Source organism: Bacillus sp. EB V-12 (assembly GCF_056158125.1).
In genome coordinates, this window is record NZ_JBUXJL010000003.1 from 227477 (window position 1) to 245115 (window position 17639).

Here is a 17639-nt window from a genome sequence, read left to right on the forward strand (position 1 = left end):
AGTCTATTTGTTACAGCACCTGTGCTGTTTGTGAAGATAGTAAACTGTACCAACCTGCAACAGTTGGATGTTCTGCTAAATCTGCAAAAGTGATTTCTTTCCCTTCACGACGCCACTTCTCTACTAAACTCATAATTCTGACCGAATCAAGCCCTCTATTTAATAAGTCCTCATCAATATCAATACTCTCTACTGGCTCACGAAGTAGTTGTGCAACTAGTTCATGCACTTCCTGTATAGTGATTCCTTCACTCTCATCATCTTTTACACTTTGTAAATCGTTTAACAGTAGGTTTGTTGATGTCGTTACTGCACATCTATTAGATGCATACTCCAATGCTTGTTTATGATGCTCTAGTGAAAAATCAGCAACTGCATCTGCTACAAAGAACGGCTCTATACCATCCATAAATGCTTCACAAGCTGTTAAAAGACAGCCAATATGCGCATAAATACCGCAAATAATGAGTTGATCTTTTCCTTGTTCATTTAAAATTTCTAATAGATTTGTCTTTTTAAATGCACTATATCTCCATTTTGTTATGAATATATCATCCTCATCAGGAGTAAGTTCATCAACAATTTTCTTTTTATCTGGTCCAGCAGGTATACCGTCACCCCAAAAGTCTTGTAATAAACCTCGTTGTTCTAACGTTTGCCCACCAGGTTGTGCTGTATAAACAACTGGTATACCAAGTTCCTTACATTTTTCTCTTATCATTTTAATATTTGAAATAAGTTCTACTTTTGGTGATTCTTTATCGCTATATGCATCAAGAAAGTATTCTTGCATGTCATGAATTAAAAGTACTGCACGTTTCGGATCTGGTGTCCAATTCACTTTATTTTTTGGTAGTTCTGATTCAATTGGCATTTTATATACTGAAATAGATGGGATAGCCATCTAATCACTTCCTTCCGATTTTTATTATTGTTTTACTGTAATAAGTTTTTGAGCAATGACTTTACGTAGTTCTTTTTTGCTGACTTTTCCGACTCCTGTTTGCGGGAATGATTCAATAAATTCAATTCGATCTGGAATTTTATAAGCCGCTATACCACGTTCTCTTAAAAACATTTTTAATTCACTTACTGCCGGAACTTGTCCGCGAACTATAACAAAAGCACAGGTGCGTTCACCTAAATAATCGTCAGGCATAGATACGATTGCTACGTCATGGATCGCATCGTGTGCTAATAGATGATTTTCAACTTCTTCCGCAGCAACTTTCTCACCACCACGGTTAATTTGATCTTTATCTCTTCCTTCTACAATGATGTATCCTTGTTCATTTACTTTTACAAGATCACCTGTGCGATAAAACCCATCCTTTGTAAATGATCGTGCATTATGCTCTTCAGCTTTATAGTAACCACGAATTGTATAGGGACCTCGTGTTAATAAACTACCTACCTCGCCCGGTTGTACATCGTTGTCATTTTCATCAACAACTCGTACTTCATCGAGTGCAGACATTGGTCTACCTTGTGTATGAATAATAATTTCTTCCGGATCGTCTAATCTTGTATAGTTCACTAATCCTTCCGCCATACCGAATACTTGCTGTAACGTACATCCAAATGTAGGGCGTATACGTCTTGCAACCTCAGCGCTAAACTTAGCACCACCTACTTGAATAACCTCTAAGCTCGATAAATCGGCATTACGAGAAGATGCAGCATCAAGCCAAATCATTGCTAATGGCGGAACGAGCGCTGTAATTGTAACTTTTTCTTTTTCAATAAGAGCAAAGGCCTCATCTGGACTACCACCAGTTGCCAATACCACTTTTCCACCCGCATAGAAAGTTCCAAATGTCCCTGGAGAACTCATTGGGTAATTGTGTGCTACTGGAAGAACTGCCATATAGACGCTTTCTGCATTCAAATTACAAATTTTAGCGCTAACACGTAAACTATAAATATAGTCATCATGTGTTCTAGGAATTAATTTAGAAAGACCTGTTGTGCCTCCTGATAATTGGAGAAACGCAACATCACTTGGCTGAACTTCTGGTAATGAGACGGGATCCATATACAGATCATTTATGTTCACAAACTCTTCTTCTTCTCCCACTACAATTACATGTTGTAAATTTGGCACTTTCTCTTTCACTTCTCTTGCTAGTTTTCGATAATCAAAACCGAGAGCCTTATCTGAAATAACGTAAGCGCTCGCCTCGCCAAAATCACAAAAATAACTAATTTCACTGCTTCGATGTGACGGCAGTGCAAAGACAGGAAGCGCTCCAATTCGAAATAGTGCAAAACATATTTCGAAAAACTCGATAATGTTAGGTAACTGGATTACAACTCTGTCCTCTTTCTTTATTCCTAAATTCAGTAAACCTGCTGCTAAACGATCTACCTTTTTATTAAGTTCACTATATGTTATATGCTTCTTACCACTTACAACCGCGATTTGATCTCCATATTTCTCAGCCCGCTCTCTTAACACTCCTCCAAATGTTTTACCAAGCCAACATCCTTCTTCTCGGTAACGATCGGCAAATTCTTTTGGCCATTCTGTATAACCTACTAGCATTCTTTCTTCCCCCTATTTTTCATTAAGTGAACTATCTCTTAGCCCTAAAGCTTTTAGCATTGTTTGGAACTTGGCTGATGTTTCTGCTAACTCATCTTCTGGTTTTGACTCAGCAACAACTCCAGCTCCTGCATATAAACGCAGTGTATTTTCTTGTACTTCAGCACAACGAATTGTAACAATCCATTCTCCATCTCCATTTAAATCGCTCCATCCTAGCATTCCTGTAAAGAACTCGCGGTCAAATGGCTCAATATGCTGTATAGCCTCTCTTGCTTTTTCCATCGGAGTTCCGCAAACTGCTGGAGTTGGATGAAGGGCAATTGCTAATTGTAAAGAAGAAGTATTTGGATCCTTCAGTTCACCTTTCACTTCTGTAGACAAATGCCACATCGCTTCACTATGAATAACTGATGGCTTTTCTGGAACATGTAATGTATGACAATACGGACGAAGTCCAGCCGCAACCGCTTCCACTACTACCGCATGTTCATGTAAATCTTTTGGAGAAGAAAGTAATTCCTCTGCTCTTCTTTTATCTTCTACTGGGTCCTCACTACGTGGCCTTGAACCAGCTAACGGATTAGAAATAACTTGCATACCATTACGTGAAACAAGTAATTCAGGGCTTGCTCCAATTAGCGTCTTACTGTTCTCTTTTTCATCTTTCGGTAAATTCACAGCAAATGTATAACCATGCTTATTATGTTCTGCTAATTCTCGCAGAAGTTTTTGCTTATCAATCTTTTCGGAAGATTTAACATCTAACGATCTGGATAGAACGATTTTCTTTAAATCACCGTCCTGTATTTTTTTAATTCCTTGCTTCACACCATTCATATAAACTTCAGGGTCTGGCATTGGCGTCATTTCAAATGTTACGTTCTCATTTGTTTCAAGCTGATTTGTTGTATCCAATTGTAAACGCTCAGAAATCCTACTATATTCTGGTACGATAAGTTGGACTTCTTTTCTACGATCAAATGGCAAAGCACCCACAACGATAGGATTTGGATTTCCAGCTTGTTTCGCATTACTTAATGTCGCTTGCACAAGCTCTGGGAAATTTTCAATTTCACGATGCTTTACTGTAGTAAACTCTCCTTCTGCTAATATCGTTCGAGTTGGTGAAGCAAAAAAGAATGAAGATTCAGTCTTATAATCTTCTAAAAGTTTTTCTGACAATTCCTTTACAGCTATATGTTCATTCATAATATAATAACCTCCTGAATTTTTATTAAACTCCTAACGTAGCACCGCCATCGACACATAAATTGTGCATTGTAATATGACTTGCTCTATCTGAGGCTAAAAATAACACGGCTTCAGCAACTTCTGAAGGTTGTGCAATTTTTTGTAATGGAATTCCGAGTCTATATGTATTTTGAGAACCAGCAATTATATTTTTAGCTCCATTCTCATCAGCCCATAGTAATCTTTGCATCTCAGTTTCAGTAGAACCTGGAGAAACTAAGTTGCAGCGTATATTGTATGCCGCAAGCTCTAGTCCTAAACATTTCATAAACATCGTCGTTGCAGCCTTTGACGCAGCATACGCAGCCATCTCCATTCTCGGCGTATTTGCCGCATTTGAACCGACTGTAACAATTGCCCCTGATTTTCTTAACATCATATTTTTACTTACCGCTCGGGACATATTGAAAACCCCTGTAGTATTTACAGAGAATGTTTTATTCCAATCTTCATCACTTAACGAATGAATTGGTCCCATACGTAAAACCCCTGCAACGTTTATTAAAATATCTATTGGCGCTATTTCATTTGCAATATGATTTACCATGTCTTCAACAGCGGCGCTATGACTCACATCTAAACGAAACGTTTTCATACGTGTATTATTTAATTCATTTTGATTTAAGAGTACATTTAATCCCTCTTCATTTTGATCAACCGCAATAACTGTGGCTCCTCTTTCTAAAAACATTTTGGCCACGACACTGCCTATGCCTTGTGCTGCACCTGTTACTAAAACTGTTTTCCCATCAAATTCCCCTAAGTTCATTTTCTCTATCCTTTCACATAAACATTAATTTCATTAAGTGACACAACTGATATTGATTTTCATTATCAGTTGTGTTGTAAAAAATAATACACTTACTAAACTAATTGGTCAAGTGCGCATTACTTTAAAATCCATTTTATTGATAATGTTTTTCATTTACTATCTTACACCGAAATGATAATGTTTCTCAATAAACTTGTCAATCTTTTTTTATTTTTCAGATAAAGTATTTTAATGCTTCTTAATAAAATCATATGTAAACACATTAAAAGTACTTATATTATAAATAAAATTCAAAGTCCTCTTTTTAAAATTGAAGAAGCTAAACTAGAGATACGTTCATTTACAATGCTTTATGAAAAACTCAAGTATATATTTTCTCAATATTTTTCTGAAAATATATCTTACAAATACTAATGAATGTCTTTTTTGTCATTTAAGATTTAATATATATTTCGAATACGATGTATCGATTTATTATATTTCAATATAATCCAAATCGGCATTTCACTCACTTTTACATCTATGAAAATCACAAAAGTAATTTAACCTTGTTAAAATAACTCATAAAAAAGCATCCTAATTAATAGAATAGGATGCTTTTTCGTAATCATATTGTTATAGAAGATTTATATACTTATGCTACGCTGCGATACTCTTCTTCTTTTTCTTTTTTCTGTTTAGGTGCTTGAATTAAAATTGCGATAATGAATGACACGACACATAATACACCGATCACCATGAACGTTGGTTTGAATCCACCTAGAAGTGCACCGATAAAGGAACCTGCAAGCGCCCCAAATCCAAATCCTTGATACACAATTCCGTAGTTCTTACTATGGTTTTTCATACCGAAGAAATCACCAACAATAGCTGGGAAAATAGTGATATTTCCACCAAAGCAAAACGCTACACTTGCTACACATACGAAGTAAATACCATAATTTAAATCTACAAAACTTAGAACTAAGACTGAACTCGCCATAACAACAAAAGTACCAGTAACGATTTTTAAACGCCCAATTTTATCCGATAATGGTCCTAAAATGATACGGCCTAATGTATTGAAGATTGCAACCATAGCCACCGCATTAGCTGCTGTTGCTGCGCTAAGTCCTACAAGTTGAACACCAATGTCTTTTACCATACCAATTAAGTATAAGCCACTCATACATGATGTAAATAACATGATAAATAATAAGTATACTTGTTTTGTGCCTAACATTTCTTTCGTTGTGTATTCCTTAGTTTTTGTTTCATGAACTGCTCCTTGATCTGCAGCTTGATGGATTAAACAAGCACCAATTACAATCATAGCTGTAACAATTAAACCCCAGTATATAAATGCTTGCGATACACCAACTGATTCAATCAACTGTGCGTTAACGTATTTAAAGATTAAGCTACCTGAACCATATGCAGAGACAGAAATACCAGCAATTAAACCTTTACGCTCTGGAAACCACTTTATTAAATTTGATAGTGAAGTGATATATGCTGTACCATCTGCATAACCTACAACAACTCCCGCTAGTACATAAAGTAATATTAATGAGGATGCTTGTGAACTAAGTATTAATCCTAGTCCTAATGCTAATCCAGCTATCATAATAAGTTTACGAAGTCCCCATTTTTCTTGCAATTTACTCGCAAATAAAGTTGAAAATGCTAAAGAAAGACTAGTAATTGAGAAAGTTATCGCAACAGCGTTAAGACTCCAACCGTATTTACTAACTAAAGGCTGATTGAATAAACTCCATGTATATATCGTCCCAAGCCCCATTTGTACTATAACTGTGCCAAGGACAACAAGCCATGGATTAACAGTTGATTTTTTCATACCTTTCCGCCTCCTCTTTCTATTTCAATGCTATTCGCTAAATTTACTTTTTTTATGTTCATTTTGGTCACCTCTTTTGATTTGACACCTTCATTGTATAAGATGTTTTCGCTTATGTAAGCACTTACAAGATAGAGCGTCAAAAACGTAGAATCAGTTACAAAAAACGAAGGATGAAATACAAAAACTACTTATTAAATACGTAACAGTTATTTAATAAGTAGTTTTTGTATAAGATCGATTTACATTTATTTTTGAACTCTTTTTTAAAAAGTGAAACAATAAAACCGTCTCTTTACTATTTATTAAAGAGACGGTTTTATTGGGTCAATTCATAAGCCTGACTTTCTTTATACGTTTATAATTGTTTCTTCAAATGTAACAATTGGCTCTACAAATTCCATCATAATGAAAGCATTTTTAATACGTCTTGTTAAAACTTCTTTTAATTCTGCACACATTTGTTCTGTAAGTGATTTTACAAATACAAAGTTGTGATAATAAATCACACTCTTCTCTTTACTTAATGGGTTTAAAAACATCCCCTCTTTTGTAACGAGAGCATTAGAATGTCCCGATAAAGTTGAAAGAAACGTCTCTAAAATTTTTATTTCTCTTTTTGAAAACGATTCTTCACAAACTACTTTAATATTCATTTCTGTTATCATTTATATATTCCCCCAACCATTTTTTCACAAGGGGATACTATAATACTATTAAATTTTCACAAGACTCCCCTTGTCGTTCATAAAATTCACCAGAAAACTAAGTTGACTAACTTGTTTTTTCCCTTTAGACATATAAATCTTTCCTTTCGTATATATTACTTCTACATTTGTAATTGATTACCTTTTTATATTAAAGTTTTTCTATGTTTTTAATTGGAATTTTACCAATTAGAGATCTTATTAATAAACGTATATTTTTCTTATACTCCTGAAAAAAACTTTACTTATCTACTTTACGTTTTGTGCTACATAGTGTCTGTCTTTTGAATAATTTGTTTCTCTGCAGTATTTAGTTTCGCTAATGCTGAAAACAATTTACTTTGCTTATAATACAGTGAAACTTTAATCAGCCCTCGCCTAACTTCTTTGCTTCCACTGAATTTTGAGGCGGGGGTCTTACTGCCCAGCAAATAGCGGGATAAACTTAAATAAAATATAACTTTTAACACAGGAGTACTTTATACTCTTCAATTAGAGAACAAATTTTTTTCCAATAAATAAAACTAAATATTCACTAATATATCTATCCGTGGTTTAATATATATAATAAAAAAATATTTCTGTCTTTAATGAGGAGGTACTATGAAAGCAAACGTAGGGGATACTATACTTTTTCAACGAAATAATTTAAAGATTACAGGATCTGTATTAAAACTTTATACTGAATCGGTCTTAGTTGAAATTACAAATGTAAGCGGTGGTACTTTTGAATTTGATCGAACAATTGTAAATCATAAAAACTATAAAGTTTTAAATACAAATACATAAAACAACACAAAATAGCCCCTGCTCAACAGCAGGGGCTATTTTATATAAAAATATTTCACTAGTTTATATACCCTAAAACATTAACAATCTTACTCGCTTTTAAATTGTTAATATGATAATAAATTTCTAAACCTCTTCTCTCTGCTCGTAACACTTTACCCTTCATTTTTGATAGATGTTGTGAAACAGTAGATTGCGGAATATTCAGTAACTCTGTTAATTGTGTTACATTACAAGTTTTTCTCGTACTTAATTCATTTACAATTTGCAGTCGGATTGGATGCGCCATAATTTTTAAAATATCTACATCTTCTTCTGAAACTAAAGTTTTTCTCATTTCACTCGTATATGTTGTCATAAGACATTCCCCTTTTATATGAATTCCATATTCATAAGATCTATTTCCAAATTTTTTAAAACCCTTGATTAAAACTTTCATATAGAAATAAAAGGATTTTAAATTTTTGAAAACAGAACTTACATTTACTTTATTTATTTATTTGGTACATATACATAATACAATGTTAATATGTGCTCTATGTGAAGTTCACATAAATTTGTGATGAAGATTTACTTAGCCACTCGCATCCTACTCATCTAATTACCCACTGCATAAAATCATCAGTTATTTTAACACATTTTAGGCGTTTGTATATACTATTTATAAAACAACTTTTATAAAGGGAGGATTTATATGCCTACAGCGTTACAAGAAGAAGTCGAAGAAGCACGGGAAACATATGTCAGTCGTATCATCTTAGTTGGAGGATCGACTTTATTTTTAGTAGGCGGGGTTATCTCAGCAATTTCAGCTTTTAAAGCTTATAATCGTTTGGAGAATACGCCGCCTTCTACAGATAATTCATAGATATTTTATAAAATAAAACGTCGCCTCCAATATGAAGAGACGACGTTTTATTATTCATACATATGACACTAAAAGTATCGGTAGATTCCCTACTCCATTTTTTAAGCTTACTTCACCACAAACCGCGTCTGACTACACCCATCCTTCTGCTTCGTTACTTCTAATACAGCTGGCATTGCGTTTTTCAGCTCTTGAACGTGTGAAATGACACCGATAAATCGTCCTGATTTTTGTAAGTCAATTAAAGCATCTACTGCTTTCGTTAATGATTCTTCATCTAATGAACCGAACCCTTCATCGATGAACATCGTTTCGATGGAAATACCACCTTCATATGCTTGAATGACATCTGCCATTCCTAGAGCTAAGCAAAGTGATGCGTTAAATTTCTCTCCGCCGGATAATGTTTTTACATCGCGCGTTTGGCCAGTGTATGCATCGTACACATCTAAACCTAATCCACTTTGACGGTTTCTTTTTTCAACTCGCTCACTTCGTTTTAAATAAAATTGTCCATTTGATAATTTACGTAATCGTTCGTTTGCGATTTGAACGATTTGTTCTAAATACTCAATTAAAATGTAACGTTCAAATGATATACGACTTTCGTTATCACCTTTCATTACTTCATATAAATCAACAAGTTCTTGGAAGGCTTTTTCTTCCTCGTGAATTTGTTCGTCAATACGTCTAATGTTTTCATGTAAATCAGAAATATATGTTACCGCATTTTGCGCACGTTGACGTTTTTCTTTAATGATATCGAGATTAATTTCTAGTTCTTTTATGTGTTCACCTAAAGATGTAATATCCATATACTCTTTATCTTTTAATTCTGAGTTTAACTCTTCGATTTGTTTTGCAAGCACTTCAAGCGATGAATAATAACCTTGAATTTCTTTTTGTAACATCTCCATCTCGGCATCGCTTAATTTGGCTTCTTTATACGTGAATTCATCTGTAAACCCACTTTGTTCTAGCTCTTTCATAAAGCGTGCGAAAGTCTCTTCTTTCTTTAATTTTGCACTTTCAAATTGATTAGAAGCACCTTTTTGTTCTGCTTGAATACGTATATTTTCATTTTGCCAATGCTGATACGCTTCCTGGACTTTCTTCCATTCGTCCTCCATTAACCTAAGTTCCTGCATAGCTTGGTCAAACTGTGCTTTCCAAGCTTGTACTGTTTGTAAGTTTTCTGGAATATTTCGTTTATCATGTTCATATGACGTACGAAGTTGCATACACTCCATTTCTGTACGGTGCTGCATTGTTTCCACTTCTCGTTTTTGTTTCTGAAGTTCTTCTATTTTTTCTTCTACGCTTTTCATATTCGCAGCAATCTGCTTACGTGTTTCTTCACTTGCTTTTAACGTATTCACGTCTGCAGCTAATTGTTTTCCTTTTTGAACAAGTGCACTATATGTTTCAGCTAATTTTTCCGAATTGTAGCCGCGCTTCACAACTTCTTCTATCACTTGTTCATATTGTAGTCGATAGAAATTCCATTTCTCCTCTACTTGCACATGTAATTTTTCAGCAATGTTCTTCTTATCTCTTAAATTGTTTAACTCTTTTTCATCGATCGCATTACTTTGCTCTGTAGCTTTTTGCGGATGATTCGTACTACCACATACCGGACAAGATTCACCGTCATGTAAATGAAGAGCTAATATACCAGCTTGTTCACTTAACCAGCGGCGCTCCATGTTTTCATATGCACGAACTGCCACTTGCATTTTATTAGTTGCCGCTTCTTTTTCTTGCTCGAATTTTTGTTTTTCTTGCCAAACATCATATGCTTGCTTTAAAACTTTTGCATCTTCTCGCATATTCGTTAGTTCTTCTACTTTAGCTACATATTGCTCAAGTGCTTGTTCTAATTGCTGCAATTCATCAGACATTCTCTGTTTTTGGTTTGTATGCTCTTCTAGTTGTTGATCTAACTTTTGCATACTTTCTTTTAATTTCCCTATTTGAATTTCGGCGTTTTGTAAATTCAGCTTTCTCTCAGCTAATGATTCAATGATTGCTTGTAACTCTTCTAATCTTTGAACAAGTTTTTTAGCCTCTTCTCGTTCAGCTTCTTTATTCTTTACTACTTCATACTTCTCCTTAGCAAGTTCAAAGCTGTTCATTATCTGTTCTTGTTTGACAATTATCTGTTTTAACAAACTTTCAACTTTCTGCTCATTTTCCATCGCTTCTTCATACCATTGTTCAAATGGTAATAAGCGCTTTGCTTGTTCCGCACGTTTAAAGGATTTTTCTTTCCTTTCAATTGCTGCACGGTTCTCTTGTAAAGTGTTATATTTCTCATTCTTTTGTTGTAAATCTATAAATTTCTCATTTATAGATTTTGCTGCATGAAAACGTGTTTCTGCATCCTTTAATTGCTTCGTTTGAACATCTTGTTCTACTTGTAATTGCTCAACCTCTGCTTTATACACGGTTGTTTCTTGTTCTAACGCTTCTACTACTTGATGCGTATTTACATGTTCTTGTGCCACTAATGTCTCTAATAATGCTCCATCACGGATTGGTAATTTAAAAACATTACGGAAATAGAGCTCTCTCTCTTTTTGTTTTTCTTGCAAGACATCTTTCCATTGTTTTCTCTTTTGATCAAGTAACTCACGCATTAATTTATAACGATCCGTTTTAAAAATACGACGTAAAATCTCTTCTTTGTTTTCCGTCTCAGATGTTAATAGTTTTCGGAATTCCCCTTGGGGTAACATAACAATTTGGCTAAATTGATGTTTACTTAACCCAATTAAATCTTCCACTTTTTTGTTTACGTCTGTTACATGAAAACGATCGACGGCTGGAACGTTTTCTCCATCAATAACTTCATATAATTCTACTGCATGTCCTGTAATGGTCTTATTCCCTTGTTTTTTATGTCCAAGTTGTCGTTTTATTTCATAGCGTTTCCCTTTTAACTGAAAGATTAATTCAACACTTGTATAAACATTATCATCAGCAAATTGACTTCGAAGCATGCTCGTATCACTACGTTCTTCTCCACTAGCCTCACCATATAACACATAACAAATCGCATCAAAAATCGTTGTTTTTCCAGCTCCCGTATTCCCAGAAATAGCGAAAATACGATGTTCTCCAAGATCTTCAAAATCGATTACTTCTTTCTGTTTATATGGCCCGAATGCTGTCATAATAAGCTGAATCGGTCTCATCCTCGTTCACCTTCCCGTTCTTGCACTGTTTGTAATACATCTATAAATAGGCGTTCTTTCTCTTCTGATAAATCTAACCCTTTCATTTCTTTATAGAAAGCCTTTAAAAGAGATAAATCATCCGTTTTATGTCTTGAAACCGTTACTTCATTTGTATCTGTGAGTTCTCGCCTTTGCATCGCTCTTTCAACGTGCATTGCATTTGGATATACAGATCGTATTTTCTCCATTGGCTGTAAGACAGGGTTTTCGTCTAATAATTTTACAAATACGTAATCTTCACTTACTGGGTGCTGTAATAATTCATCTATTTTCGCTTCTACTGTTCGCATTTTACGACGTGGTGAAAGTAACCTTTTTTCAATTGCTACTTCACCAGTTTCATTCAGTTCTACAATGTAATAACCTTTTTTATGTTTCTCTTCAGAAATTGAATAGGCAAGTGGTGAACCTGAATATCGAATCGTCTCATTACGTACGAAATGCGCTTGATGTAAATGTCCAAGCGCTGTGTAATGAAACTTATCAAAATAATGACTATTTACATATTCAGCACCACCAATTGAAAGTGGTCGTTCTGCATCACTTGTATTCTCCTCCGCTTCTCCTGAAGAAGTTACAAATGCATGTCCAACAAATACATGTCTAGCTTCTTTATCCATCGTTTCAGAGAGCTCATTCATAAAAATGCGCATCGCATCATCATGAGAACGTACGTCTTCATTTTTCAGCACGTGCCTCACTATGCTTGGGTCTGCATACGGTATTAAATGGAAGTGAACCTCTCCATATTCATCATTTAGTACAACAGGTTCGTACGGGAATTGAAATTGACCTGCAATATGTAATCCTTGTTTTTTCATTAAACTACTTCCAAAATGGATACGATCCGGACTATCATGATTACCAGCTACTGCAATAACTGGTGTTTGTAAATCAATAACTATTTTTTGCAGCACATCATTTAATAAGTCTACTGCTTCTGTAGGTGGAATTGCTCGGTCATATAAATCCCCTGCAATAATTACAGCATCTGGTTTTTCTTCTTCAACAGCCTGTACAAACTGATCTAATACAATCTTTTGGTCTTCAGTCATATACACGCCATGAACAAGCTTTCCTAAATGCCAATCCGCTGTATGAAATAACTTCATATTTTTCTACTCCTTTTAATTTACTGATTTTAGTGAAACGAGTTGATAGTTTATTGTAGTTTTTCCGTTCTCCCACTCTAGTTTCAATATCGTTGCACTTCCAATTCTTTCTTCATTTGATTTATATAAAGGCAATATTTCTTTAATTGTAAATAAGTGGTAACCATCCAATATTAATTGAAATATATTTTCTTCAATATGTAATCTTACTTCTTTTTCATTTGAAATAATTTTTGTGTGCATCTCAAATTTCATGATAGATACAACCCCTTTTTATAATCTCTACATTTTAATAGTATAGTGGCTATGCAAGATTGACAAGTACATACACAGCAAAGTACACACTTTTCTATTGTTATATGCTTTATGTATTTTATATAAAATACGGTATGTGAAATTTTACATTTCCCCCAAAATAAAAATGCCTATTGTGACATCTTTATTTTTGTATAAAGTCTTTCATTACATAATATAAAACGGTAATTAAGACGATTGCGACGAAAAATGAGAACACTGCGACAATGTAGCCATCTTTATTTAATAAAATACAGAATGAAATAGATATTATAAAAATCGGAAATACGAGACGTACTTTATCCTTCACTTCTTCTGTCGTATCTGTATGATGAAAATACTGCGTTATTCCTATCATTAAAAAAGACAAAATAATAACCGACAATAGTAAAGGTCCTGGCATTCCGATTTCTCCTTTCTCTATTTCTAATTCAATGTAAAATTTTTTATTACAATTGTACGATTTATTTTTTCTTCAAACACACTTTTAGAATTGATAATGAACATTTCACACCTATATAATAGCGCTTTTATCATTATAACTTCAAATAATTACACTTACAGTAATGTTGTAATATTCCCCCTCAGTCTCTGAAATCCTGCAAAGATAACTCGTCAAAATATGCAGGGACCAAATTAATATTTACCGTCAACTTTTGACAAAATTTATAAAGGACATTTCAGTACATATCAAGAATTAAGAATAAGAAGATATGTAAGGGAGGATGCATTATGACTGAACAAGTTTTATTTTCTGTTAGTGAAAACGGCGTTGCGACAATTACTTTAAACCGTCCAAAAGCACTTAATTCTTTATCTTATGACATGTTACAACCTATCGGACAAAAACTTAAAGAGTGGGAACACGATGAGCGTATTGCACTTATCGTGTTAAAAGGAGCTGGCACAAAAGGTTTTTGTGCAGGTGGCGACATTAAAACTCTTTATGAAGCGCGTTCCAATGAAGTGGCATTGCAACATGCAGAACGTTTTTTTGAAGAAGAGTATGAAATTGATACATATATTTATCAATATACAAAACCGATTATTGCTTGTTTAGATGGAATTGTAATGGGCGGTGGTGTCGGTCTTACAAATGGTGCGAAGTATCGCATTGTAACTGAGCGTACGAAATGGGCAATGCCAGAGATGAATATCGGCTTCTTCCCAGACGTCGGAGCTGCATATTTCTTAAATAAAGCGCCTGGATATACAGGACGATTCGTTGCTTTAACAGCATCTATTTTAAAAGCTTCTGACGTATTATTTATTAATGCTGCAGATTACTTTATGACATCTGATTCATTACCAGAGTTTCTTACTGAACTTGAAAGTGTAAATTGGCATAAAGAAGATGATGTACATACTAATTTAAAAGAAGTTATTCGTACATTTGCAACTGCTCCAAACTTAGAAAGCGAGCTCGCTCCTTCATTAGAAGTAATCAATTCACATTTTGCTTTCGATACAATTGAAGAAATCATCCATTCATTGGAGAAAGATGAAAGTTCCTTTGCTCTAAAAACGAAAGAAACACTGTTATCAAAATCCCCTATTTCACTAAAAGTAACATTAAAACAGTTTATTGATGGACAAGATAAATCCGTTGAAGAATGTTTCGCTACGGACCTTATACTTGCTAAAAACTTCATGAGACATGAAGATTTCTTCGAAGGAGTACGCTCCGTTGTCGTTGATAAAGATCAAAATCCGAATTATAAATATAAACAGTTAAGTGACGTTTCAGAAGAAGATGTGAATCGTTTCTTTAACTTACTTAATGCATAAAATGAAATTGTCATGAGGGGATATTTTGTTCATCCCCCACCTAACTTCTTTGCTTCAGCTAAATCTTGTGCGGTGAAAATCTTACTCCCCGCAAATAGCGGTATAAAATCGAGGCTATATAGTAGTGTAATTACAGCTACTATATAGCCTTTTTTATTTAATTATTTTTAATAAAATTTAATTTTATTAAATCCATTTTTATGCTACACTGATTTTAATCAAATATTCTAAAAATAAAAAGGAGGGGCGGCTATGATAGAAAATTATCTTCTTTTCATCATTATGTCTATTTGCCTTATCATTTTACCTGGTCCAGATACAGCAATGGCTACGAAAAATACATTGGTTGCTGGTAAAGTCGGTGGAGTGAAAACAGTGTTTGGTACATGTATTGCACTATTAATTCATACTTTAGCTGCTGTAATTGGTCTTTCTGCACTTATTGTAAAGTCAGCTCTTTTATTTTCTATTTTCAAGTACGTTGGGGCTCTCTATTTAATATATATCGGTATTAAAGCCCTTTTAGCAGTAAGAAACAAAGAAAACTTAGATACAAATGATCTATCTTTGAATAATGAAAACGAACATACTTCTTGCTTTCGCCAAGGATTTCTTACAAATTTATTAAATCCTAAAGTAGCAGTCTTCTTTTTAACTTTTTTACCACAATTTTTAAATCCAAATCATAATACATTTATTCAACTTCTTGTAATGGGCCTTACTTACCTCGTTTTAACAGTCATTTGGTTTGCATTTTATATATTTTTAATTGATAAAATTAGTGCTTTTATGAAAAAACCGAAGACGCAACGTTATATTCAAGGGCTAACAGGAGTCGTCCTAATTGGATTTGGTATTAAACTAGCTTTTGAAAAAAATAATTAACAAGACGAAAACCACCACTATTAATAGTGGTGGTTTTCATCTAATAACTGATTTGGTTGTTTACTCTATATTAAAACCAGCGCTCAGTTACAACTTTTTTACGTGTATAGAATTGAACGCCATCTGTACCATTTGTACCTAAATCACCAAAGAATGAAGCTTTATTTCCTGCAAATGCGAAGAATGCCATTGGTGCTGGAACGTTTACGTTTACACCAATCATACCAGCATCGATATTATCACGGAATGTTTGTGCATGTTTACCATTTGACGTATAAATAACCGCACCATTTGCAAATTTAGATTGATTTGTTAGTTTAATACCTTCTTCTAAATCTTTAACACGTACAATACTTAATACTGGAGCAAAAATTTCATCTTGCCAAATTTTCATTTCTTGATTCACGCCATCAAAGATTGTCGCACCTACAAAGTAACCTTCTCCAACTTCTTCATTAATTTTACGGCCATCTACTAATAAAGTTGCCCCATCTGCTACACCGCTATTAATATAGCCTAAAACGCGCTCTTTATGAGATTCACGGATTAATGGTCCAACATAGTTATCTTCGTTAAAGCCATCGCCTACTTTTAATTTTTTCGTTTCTGCTACTAATACATCAATAAATTCATCAGCAATTTCATCCACTACTGCTACTACTGAGCATGCCATGCAGCGCTCTCCACTACTTGCAAATGCAGATCCAATTACACCTTGTACTGTTTTCTCAAGATTGCAATCTGGCATTACAATCGCATGGTTTTTCGCACCTGCTAATGCTTGTACACGTTTTCCGTGTTTCGTACCTGTTTCATATACGTAACGAGCTACCGGCTCAGAGCCAACGAACGAAACAGCCTGAATATCTTTATTTTCTAAAATGCTATTTACAACATCTTTTCCGCCTTGCACTAAATTTAATACGCCTTTTGGGAAACCTGCTTCATAGAATAATTCTACAAGTCGCTCCGCTAAAAGTGGCGTTCTTTCAGATGTTTTTAATACGAATGTATTACCGCAAGCAATTGCAAGTGGGAACATCCATAACGGAATCATCATCGGGAAGTTAAACGGTGTAATACCAGCAACAACTCCGATTGGGTAGCGCCAAATCGATCCATCAATTCCGCTAGCGATATTCGGAAGTGCTTGACCCATCATTAAATTTGGCGTAGATGTTGCAAGTTCTACCGCTTCAATACCACGCTGTACTTCACCTGTTGCATCCGTTAGCGTCTTACCATTTTCTAGCGTAATGATTTTTGCAAGCTCATCTTTGTTTTCTTGTAATAGCTGTAAATATTTATATAAATTTCTTGAACGATTTGGAACTGGTACTTTAGACCATGTTTCGAATGCTGCTTTTGCCGCTTCAACAGCTTTTTCAACATCTTCTTTTGGAGATAGTGGAACGTAAGCGATAATTTTTCCAGTCGCTGGATTTGGAACTGCTTCTACTTCCGTACCTGTCGATTCAACCCACTCACCGTTAATGTGATTTTTTACTCGTTTAATTTCAGTTGTAATCATTGTATTCTCTCCTTTGTA

Annotated in this window: 16 protein-coding genes; 4 read left to right on the top strand and 12 right to left on the bottom strand. The window is 34.4% G+C overall.

Annotated elements, in window-relative coordinates; translation table 11 throughout:
* Window positions 1–10 precede the first annotated feature (10 nt).
* The 6 genes from ACZDYH_RS12685 to ACZDYH_RS12710 all read right to left on the bottom strand — a co-directional run bounded on the left by ACZDYH_RS12685 (window position 11) and on the right by ACZDYH_RS12710 (window position 7076).
* Window positions 11–904: an isochorismatase family protein gene (locus tag ACZDYH_RS12685; RefSeq protein ID WP_098770214.1), complete on the bottom strand. Its 894-nt coding sequence runs from the start codon at window positions 902–904 to the stop codon at window positions 11–13.
* 24 nt (window positions 905–928) lie between these two features.
* Window positions 929–2545, bottom strand: coding sequence for a (2,3-dihydroxybenzoyl)adenylate synthase (locus tag ACZDYH_RS12690; RefSeq protein WP_474886384.1), 1617 nt, complete (start codon window positions 2543–2545; stop codon window positions 929–931).
* A 12-nt stretch (window positions 2546–2557) separates the two neighbouring features.
* The gene (gene dhbC, locus ACZDYH_RS12695; RefSeq protein ID WP_087968040.1) at window positions 2558–3757 is read right to left on the bottom strand and encodes an isochorismate synthase DhbC; all 1200 of its coding nucleotides are present in this window, start codon (window positions 3755–3757) and stop codon (window positions 2558–2560) included.
* 25 nt (window positions 3758–3782) lie between these two features.
* A complete protein-coding gene (gene dhbA, locus ACZDYH_RS12700; protein ID WP_088362678.1) occupies window positions 3783–4568 on the bottom strand; it encodes a 2,3-dihydro-2,3-dihydroxybenzoate dehydrogenase in 786 nt (261 codons plus the stop codon).
* A 637-nt stretch (window positions 4569–5205) separates the two neighbouring features.
* Window positions 5206–6408, bottom strand: a complete 1203-nt coding sequence (locus ACZDYH_RS12705; RefSeq protein ID WP_006918566.1) for an L-lactate MFS transporter — start codon at window positions 6406–6408, stop codon at window positions 5206–5208.
* A 350-nt stretch (window positions 6409–6758) separates the two neighbouring features.
* The gene (locus ACZDYH_RS12710) at window positions 6759–7076 is read right to left on the bottom strand and encodes a hypothetical protein (RefSeq protein WP_000627304.1); all 318 of its coding nucleotides are present in this window, start codon (window positions 7074–7076) and stop codon (window positions 6759–6761) included.
* 642 nt (window positions 7077–7718) lie between these two features.
* Here ACZDYH_RS12710 and ACZDYH_RS12715 point away from each other — a divergent pair.
* Entirely contained in the window at window positions 7719–7904 is a 186-nt protein-coding gene (locus ACZDYH_RS12715; protein ID WP_000646793.1) for a YkvS family protein, read from the top strand.
* 58 nt (window positions 7905–7962) lie between these two features.
* Here ACZDYH_RS12715 and ACZDYH_RS12720 read toward each other — a convergent pair whose 3' ends face one another.
* Window positions 7963–8262 (bottom strand): ArsR/SmtB family transcription factor, encoded by a 300-nt coding sequence (locus tag ACZDYH_RS12720; RefSeq protein ID WP_000214801.1) that lies wholly within the window; start codon window positions 8260–8262, stop codon window positions 7963–7965.
* Window positions 8263–8598: 336 nt separating this feature from the next.
* On the opposite strand from ACZDYH_RS12720, the gene ACZDYH_RS12725 reads away from it, so the two are divergent.
* Window positions 8599–8772, top strand: a complete 174-nt coding sequence (locus ACZDYH_RS12725) for a hypothetical protein (RefSeq protein WP_001141668.1) — start codon at window positions 8599–8601, stop codon at window positions 8770–8772.
* A 107-nt stretch (window positions 8773–8879) separates the two neighbouring features.
* Here ACZDYH_RS12725 and ACZDYH_RS12730 read toward each other — a convergent pair whose 3' ends face one another.
* The 4 genes from ACZDYH_RS12730 to ACZDYH_RS12745 all read right to left on the bottom strand — a co-directional run bounded on the left by ACZDYH_RS12730 (window position 8880) and on the right by ACZDYH_RS12745 (window position 13820).
* Entirely contained in the window at window positions 8880–11969 is a 3090-nt protein-coding gene (locus ACZDYH_RS12730) for an AAA family ATPase (protein WP_474886385.1), read from the bottom strand.
* A complete protein-coding gene (locus ACZDYH_RS12735) occupies window positions 11966–13123 on the bottom strand; it encodes an exonuclease SbcCD subunit D (protein WP_000765150.1) in 1158 nt (385 codons plus the stop codon). Before ACZDYH_RS12735 ends, ACZDYH_RS12730 begins: the two co-directional genes overlap by 4 nt.
* Window positions 13124–13138: 15 nt before the next feature.
* Window positions 13139–13378 (bottom strand): DUF2584 family protein, encoded by a 240-nt coding sequence (locus ACZDYH_RS12740; protein ID WP_000667342.1) that lies wholly within the window; start codon window positions 13376–13378, stop codon window positions 13139–13141.
* A 184-nt stretch (window positions 13379–13562) separates the two neighbouring features.
* Complete coding sequence (locus tag ACZDYH_RS12745) at window positions 13563–13820, bottom strand: hypothetical protein (RefSeq protein WP_001119404.1); 258 nt, start codon at window positions 13818–13820, stop codon at window positions 13563–13565.
* Window positions 13821–14149: 329 nt separating this feature from the next.
* On the opposite strand from ACZDYH_RS12745, the gene ACZDYH_RS12750 reads away from it, so the two are divergent.
* The gene (locus ACZDYH_RS12750) at window positions 14150–15205 is read left to right on the top strand and encodes an enoyl-CoA hydratase/isomerase family protein (protein ID WP_000139777.1); all 1056 of its coding nucleotides are present in this window, start codon (window positions 14150–14152) and stop codon (window positions 15203–15205) included.
* A 252-nt stretch (window positions 15206–15457) separates the two neighbouring features.
* Window positions 15458–16090: a LysE family translocator gene (locus tag ACZDYH_RS12755; protein WP_000572360.1), complete on the top strand. Its 633-nt coding sequence runs from the start codon at window positions 15458–15460 to the stop codon at window positions 16088–16090.
* A gap of 70 nt (window positions 16091–16160) precedes the next feature.
* On the opposite strand, the gene ACZDYH_RS12760 is transcribed toward ACZDYH_RS12755, so the two are convergent.
* Window positions 16161–17621 carry a CoA-acylating methylmalonate-semialdehyde dehydrogenase gene (locus tag ACZDYH_RS12760; RefSeq protein ID WP_000633344.1) on the bottom strand — a complete coding sequence of 487 codons (1461 nt, stop codon included), beginning with the start codon at window positions 17619–17621 and terminating at the stop codon, window positions 16161–16163.
* Window positions 17622–17639 lie beyond the last annotated feature (18 nt).

Bases quoted from the DNA above. Each gene is read 5' to 3' on its own strand.
- ACZDYH_RS12685 (WP_098770214.1), bottom strand. From the start codon at position 904: ATGGCTATCCCATCTATTTCAGTATATAAAATGCCAATTGAATCAGAA.
- ACZDYH_RS12690 (WP_474886384.1), bottom strand. From the start codon at position 2,545: ATGCTAGTAGGTTATACAGAATGGCCAAAAGAATTTGCCGATCGTTAC.
- dhbC (WP_087968040.1), bottom strand. From the start codon at position 3,757: ATGAATGAACATATAGCTGTAAAGGAATTGTCAGAAAAACTTTTAGAA.
- dhbA (WP_088362678.1), bottom strand. From the start codon at position 4,568: ATGAACTTAGGGGAATTTGATGGGAAAACAGTTTTAGTAACAGGTGCA.
- ACZDYH_RS12705 (WP_006918566.1), bottom strand. From the start codon at position 6,408: ATGAAAAAATCAACTGTTAATCCATGGCTTGTTGTCCTTGGCACAGTT.
- ACZDYH_RS12710 (WP_000627304.1), bottom strand. From the start codon at position 7,076: ATGATAACAGAAATGAATATTAAAGTAGTTTGTGAAGAATCGTTTTCA.
- ACZDYH_RS12715 (WP_000646793.1), top strand. From the start codon at position 7,719: ATGAAAGCAAACGTAGGGGATACTATACTTTTTCAACGAAATAATTTA.
- ACZDYH_RS12720 (WP_000214801.1), bottom strand. From the start codon at position 8,262: ATGACAACATATACGAGTGAAATGAGAAAAACTTTAGTTTCAGAAGAA.
- ACZDYH_RS12725 (WP_001141668.1), top strand. From the start codon at position 8,599: ATGCCTACAGCGTTACAAGAAGAAGTCGAAGAAGCACGGGAAACATAT.
- ACZDYH_RS12730 (WP_474886385.1), bottom strand. From the start codon at position 11,969: ATGAGACCGATTCAGCTTATTATGACAGCATTCGGGCCATATAAACAG.
- ACZDYH_RS12735 (WP_000765150.1), bottom strand. From the start codon at position 13,123: ATGAAGTTATTTCATACAGCGGATTGGCATTTAGGAAAGCTTGTTCAT.
- ACZDYH_RS12740 (WP_000667342.1), bottom strand. From the start codon at position 13,378: ATGAAATTTGAGATGCACACAAAAATTATTTCAAATGAAAAAGAAGTA.
- ACZDYH_RS12745 (WP_001119404.1), bottom strand. From the start codon at position 13,820: ATGCCAGGACCTTTACTATTGTCGGTTATTATTTTGTCTTTTTTAATG.
- ACZDYH_RS12750 (WP_000139777.1), top strand. From the start codon at position 14,150: ATGACTGAACAAGTTTTATTTTCTGTTAGTGAAAACGGCGTTGCGACA.
- ACZDYH_RS12755 (WP_000572360.1), top strand. From the start codon at position 15,458: ATGATAGAAAATTATCTTCTTTTCATCATTATGTCTATTTGCCTTATC.
- ACZDYH_RS12760 (WP_000633344.1), bottom strand. From the start codon at position 17,621: ATGATTACAACTGAAATTAAACGAGTAAAAAATCACATTAACGGTGAG.